The organism is Nostoc sp. CHAB 5715 (genome assembly GCF_020829685.1).
GTDB lineage: Bacteria > Cyanobacteriota > Cyanobacteriia > Cyanobacteriales > Nostocaceae > Nostoc.
On sequence record NZ_JAIVFR010000442.1, the window covers coordinates 1 to 5,907 of the forward strand.

At 39.0% G+C, this 5,907-nt stretch carries 4 protein-coding genes; all 4 read left to right on the forward strand.

What is annotated here, in order from left to right; translation table 11 throughout:
- The first annotated feature begins 502 nt into the window (after window positions 1–502).
- Window positions 503–895, forward strand: coding sequence for a hypothetical protein (locus LC574_RS22615; protein WP_229455759.1), 393 nt, complete (start codon window positions 503–505; stop codon window positions 893–895).
- A gap of 512 nt (window positions 896–1,407) precedes the next feature.
- Window positions 1,408–1,734, forward strand: coding sequence for a DUF3040 domain-containing protein (locus tag LC574_RS22620; protein ID WP_229455762.1), 327 nt, complete (start codon window positions 1,408–1,410; stop codon window positions 1,732–1,734).
- 15 nt (window positions 1,735–1,749) lie between these two features.
- A complete protein-coding gene (locus LC574_RS22625; protein WP_229455764.1) occupies window positions 1,750–3,831 on the forward strand; it encodes a dynamin family protein in 2,082 nt (693 codons plus the stop codon).
- 159 nt (window positions 3,832–3,990) lie between these two features.
- A partial coding sequence (locus LC574_RS22630; RefSeq protein ID WP_229455767.1) for a dynamin family protein occupies window positions 3,991–5,907 on the forward strand: 1,917 nt, incomplete at its 3' end.

Consider the following 5,907-nt stretch of genomic DNA (forward strand, 5'->3'; position numbering starts at 1 on the left):
AGGAATCATATTTGATTTTTGAAATTATTTGCGTAGTCCGGGAGTGGGGAGTAGGGAGTAGGGAATAGGGCTGTAGGGTTTTCGAGTTGTACGGAATTTTTTCATAAATCAAATCGTAGTCCTATATGAGTTTTATATGTTAGTTCAGAACACAAGTCCATTTGTTCAGAACACAAGTCCATTCGTTCAGAACACAAGTCCATTCGTTCACAACACAAGTCCGTTCATTCACAACACAAGTCCGTTCATTCACAACACAAGTCCGTTCATTCACAACACAAGTCCATTCATTCACAACACAAGTCCGTTCATTCACAACACAAGTCCATTCGTTCACAACACAAGTCCATTCTCAACAATTTGTTGTCTATCATCGTGTAATTACTGAGCTAACAATCCAATCTTATTAGAAAAAATACCTTTTTTTGCAAGCTTTACTGAACCACTACATTGTTCCATTGAGACACTCTAGAAAGATAAGTTTAGTAAAAGGTGTGCATTGATGCCACGCAAAAAAAGAACTTCTCCTGTGCTAGAAAAAACTGAACAGAGAGTAATCGGATTTAAATCGATTGATTCTAGCCTTGACTTTGGTAATTCCATCAGTTTAAACAATTTAACCCAGTTAACCGGGCAACTTCGCAACCAGATTGACCAGTATAATATGATGCTAACCGCCCTTGACTCGGCAAAGGCAGAAATAAAAACCCTTGAAAAGACCATCCGCGAAACTTCAGAACGCTTAGTCAGTGGTGTGGTCTTGAAGTATGGCAAAGACAGCCGGGAATACGAGATGACAGGCGGGGTACGCAAAAGCGATCGCATTCGTAAAGCCACCATTACCCGGTTAAAATCGACCGCAGACTCAAAAGCGGCTTCTAAACAGACGGCGTAACCGGCAAAAATTAGGCATCATTTACAGTGAATGATGCCTATTGCGACGCCGAATAGCCCGCACTTCTCTACGAGACGCTCCGCGAACGGCATGGTTCGACTCCGCTCACCAGCCGCTCAGTGACCACCGCAGGCATCGCATGATCGCACTGTTAAGCACTTCGCTTTGATTCTGGAAAGCAGGTGCATTTTGTGGAATCTAACTCTATAAGCTGTTACGCAAAAAGAAAAGCACATCAACTGGTGAGGTTGTCCAAAGTCAATTGTCCTTTGTCCTTAGTAAACACAAATGACTAATACTTCGACTACGCTCAGTACAAGTGACTAATGACTAATGACGGTCTACACAGAAAATAGTGCAATATGTAGGCGCGTTAGCTTAAGTTTAGCAGGCAATGAAAATTAAAATAGTAATTTTACTGGGCTTTTTCAATATTTACGTAAGTTAGTATACACTATAATTAAGCAGTGAATACTGACATCTTTTTATTGTTTTAGACGGGATGGATATCTATGACATCTGAAAGCGACCGTGAAAAAGAACTTGAACACCGAGAACGTATATTACGAGAACGAGAAGTTGAATTGCGACTCCGGGAAATGGAAAGTAATATCCATGCTACCGATGCGGCTTTTCATCAAACTGTGAAGCATCAGCCAGAAAATTCCCGAAAACCTTGGATGAACAAAGTGATATTGGGTGGTAAGCTGTTTGTTCTTGGTGTGGTAGCGCTGGTTGCAGTGAGGATAGCCTCAGTGCTGGCTGGGTTTATTATTGTTAGTGCGCTAGGGTGGATGTCTTACAAATTATTTTTGGAATCTAAAAAAACCAATCTTTAATAAAGGTGTACTGTTATGAGTGATCGGGTAGCAACTGACAGATTTATCCAAGATTTAGAGCGCGTTGCTCAAGTGCGATCGGAGATTTCTGTATGTTTGAGTAATCTAGCCCAAACAATTAATCAAGCTGAGTTGGCTGGAGACTCTTCATCAGGTAAACTCAGTTTAGAACGAGATATTGAAGATATTACAGTAGCTAGTAAAAACCTCCGACAAGGTGTATTTCGCCTTTTGGTATTGGGCGATATGAAACGGGGAAAAAGTACGTTTCTCAATGCATTAATTGGGGAAAACTTATTGCCGAGCGATGTTAACCCTTGTACCGCAGTGTTAACAGTTTTACGCTATGGGCCAGAAAAGAAAGTTACCATTCATTTTAATGATGGAAAAAGCCCGCAACAGCTAGACTTTCAAAATTTTAAATATAAATATACCATTGATCCGGCTGAAGCTAAAAAACTAGAGCAGGAGAAAAAACAAGCTTTTCCCGATGTTGATTATGCAGTAGTTGAGTATCCCTTAACGCTACTAGAAAAGGGAATTGAAATTGTCGATAGTCCAGGATTGAATGATACAGAAGCGCGAAACGAATTATCTTTGGGTTATGTAAATAATTGTCATGCAATTTTGTTTGTGATGAGAGCTTCTCAACCTTGTACTTTGGGTGAGCGTCGCTACTTAGAAAATTATATCAAAGGTCGAGGGTTGACAGTTTTCTTCTTAATTAATGCTTGGGATCAGGTGCGAGAATCATTGATTGATCCTGATGATGTCGAAGAATTACAAGCATCTGAGAATAGATTACGGCAAGTATTTAAGGCGAATTTAGCAGAATATTGTATTGTAGAAGGTCAGAATATTTATGACGAACGAGTGTTTGAGCTTTCGTCTATTCAAGCACTCAGACGACGGTTAAAAAATCCCCAAGCTGATTTAGAGGGGACTGGCTTTCCGAAGTTTATGGAAGCGCTTAATACTTTTCTTACCAGAGAACGTGCGATCGCAGAACTTCGTCAAGTCAGAACCTTAGCAAGACTTGCCTGCAATCATACCCGCGAAGCAGTTGCTAGACGTATACCATTACTTGACCAAGATGTAAATGAATTAAAAAAACGGATTGATTCAGTGGAACCAGAGTTTAACAAACTCACGAGTATTCGAGATGAATTCCAAAAAGAAATTATCAATACAAGAGACACTCAAGCAAGAACAATTTCTGAATCTTTTCGTAGCTACGTTTTAAATTTAGGTAATACCTTTGAAACCGATTTCTTACGTTATCAGCCGGAATTAAATCTGTTTGATTTTCTCAGTAGTGGTAAACGAGAAGCATTTAACACTGCATTGCAAAAAGCCTTTGAGCAATATATCACTGACAAATCTGCTGCTTGGACATTAACTGCTGAAAAAGATATCAATGCAGCTTTTAAAGAACTTTCTCGCAGTGCTGCACAATATGGCGCGTCTTATAATCAAGTCACAGATCAAATAACAGAAAAGCTCACTGGACATGAGGTAAAGGTAAATACCACTACTACTGTTGAAGAAGATAACTCTCCCGGATGGGCAAAATGGGCAATGGGATTGTTATCCCTGTCTAGGGGAAATCTTGCTGGCGTAGCACTAGCTGGCGCTGGATTTGATTGGAAAAATATCTTGTTAAACTATTTTACTGTAATTGGCGTTGGTGGGATAATTACGGCAGTGACAGGTATTTTTCTTGGCCCCATCGGGTTTGCACTGCTAGGTTTGGGAGTAGGATTTTTGCAAGCAGATCAAGCGCGTAAAGAGTTAGTTAAAACAGCGAAGAAAGAGTTAGTTAAACATCTACCCCAAATCGCGCATGAGCAATCTCAGGTTGTATACAATGCCGTGAAAGAGTGTTTTGACTCTTACGAAAGAGAAGTGAGTAAGCGGATTAACGATGATATTGTATCTCGTAAATCTGAATTAGATAATCTAGTCAAGCAGAAACAAACCCGCGAAATAAATCGTGAGGGTGAGTTCAATCGGTTAAAAAACTTACAGGAAAATGTAATAGCTCAGTTGCAAAAAATTGAGGCGGCGTATAGCAATCTATTAGCGTACTATAGCTAATATATAGCAGTCCTAAATGATTTGTAAACTTCTCTCCTTCTCCTCTTGGCGCTCTTGGCGTCTTGGCGGTTCGATAATTTTTACAACTCAAATAGGATTGCTATAGCTAATTACTCTCGTTCCCAGCTAGAAACTGGGAACGAGGAAAATAGGGGAACTATGCAACAACAGTATGAAGGTTATAAAAATTTAGCAGATTCTCTCAAATCTGCATCTGTGTTACTGAATTTAGAACGCAAATCGCAACTGCATCAAGATATAATTACCATTTGCAATCATCTAGTTAATCCTAGCTTTCGGATTGCGGTATTTGGCCCCTTTAATCATGGCAAATCTACCTTACTGAATGCCATGCTAGGGAATCGCACTTTACCAATTGATTTAATCCCTACTACAGGCGCAGCGATTACTGTCAAGTATGGTTCTGATGTACGGACTCGCATCATGTTGGTAGATGGTAGAGAAATCTATCGCAGTGGCACAGAAGTTTTACAACAATTTGCAATTCTTGATGGCAATAGGCAGATGCGAAAAGATATAGCATCTGTGGAAGTTTTTTGTCCCCATCCTTTTTTGGAAACAGGTGTAGAATTTCTCGATTTACCAGGAACGAATGATAGAGACGAACAAGATAATTTAGTTCGAGAACAATTATTAAGTGCAGATTTAGTTATACAATTATTAGATGCACGTAAGTTAATGACTTTAGGTGAGCGGGAAAACTTACGAGATTGGCTATTAGATCGCGGTATTAAAACAGTTATATTTGTTGCTAATTTTATTAACTTACTCGAACCTGACGAGCAAAAACAAGTTCAAAATCGCTTGCGGTTTGTTGCAGAAAGCTTTCGAGCCGAATTACCTCCAGGTTTTAGTAATTTATATCGTGTTGATGCTTTACCTGCTTTAAGAGCCAGGTTAAAAGGTGATGTTGCTACTGCCAATAGTAGCGGGTTAGCGGCTTTTGAAACAGCTTTGCAAAATATTGTGGGGATTTTGCAACCAAATCGTGGTAGTGTGCGTTTGCCAAGAGTGCAAGCGATCGCTTCTCAAATCCAACTCTTGTTAAAAGCTAAAATTGACCCGATTGCTATTGAAATAAAATCCTTTGATGATAAAGAAAATAGCAAAATTGAAATTAAACGAAAAGCCGCTAACTTAATTTATAAAGGTTTTACTACTAGCGTGGGAGAGTTACGCGATTGGCTAGCATTACCCAAGCTACTCACAAAATATCAAGCTGATGCAGCAGTTGCGTTGGCAGAAAATAACTTTAAAGTTTGGCAAACAAATACTCTTAAAAAAGACCTGACTCAATTGCAATTTGCTGTGGTAAAATGGCTTTATCAAGCTTACGAATTTTTCCAAGAAGAACGACCGCAAGATTTAATAATTCCCTTTCCTAGCGAACCACAAGTAATATTACCATCAAAGCCAAGTAATACTGATGATTTGAGTGAACCTGGTTCTATCGCTGTTGGTGGTGGTATTGGTTGGTTGTTAGGCGGCCCAGTTGGTGCTGCTGTCGTCGGGAGTATTTCTTATTTGCTAAACAAGAATATCCAAAAACAAGACGAACAATTAGCAAATGAATCTTATCATCAGGAAGTTGCTAAACTTTGTATAACTGCAATTGAAGATTATTTATCTCGCTTCAGTAGTCAAGGGTTATCTATTTTGACTGAATATGAACAGAAAGTCGAAAAAGTAATTTCTTTTGAAGTTAGTCAAGAACCACTAGAAATTACTAAAAAGCGTGAAAGTTTGCAGCAGTTACAAAACGGTTTTAATCAGTTGCTACAAGAGTTAGAAAAAGTCAAAATATCCTCAAATTATCAAGTTTATAAAGAAATACCTAAATCCAGTAATACTAATATAAAATATTCGCCACAGCCAGAGAGAGTTCAAACTTCCTCTAAAAAAGATACTGGTGTTAAGCAACAACAGGAAAATACTGCTAAGAATAATCAAACAAGGGTAAAATCTGTTTCTCCACCACCACCAAAAGCTTCTTCCTCTCCACGGAAAGAAGACTTAGAGGCGAAATTTCGTGATTGGGAAATCAATGAGGAAATA

What these genes read in the sequence shown, in the direction of transcription:
- LC574_RS22615 (WP_229455759.1), top strand. Translation starts at nt 503, where the DNA reads ATGCCACGCAAAAAAAGAACTTCTCCTGTGCTAGAAAAAACTGAACAG.
- LC574_RS22620 (WP_229455762.1), top strand. Translation starts at nt 1,408, where the DNA reads ATGACATCTGAAAGCGACCGTGAAAAAGAACTTGAACACCGAGAACGT.
- LC574_RS22625 (WP_229455764.1), top strand. Translation starts at nt 1,750, where the DNA reads ATGAGTGATCGGGTAGCAACTGACAGATTTATCCAAGATTTAGAGCGC.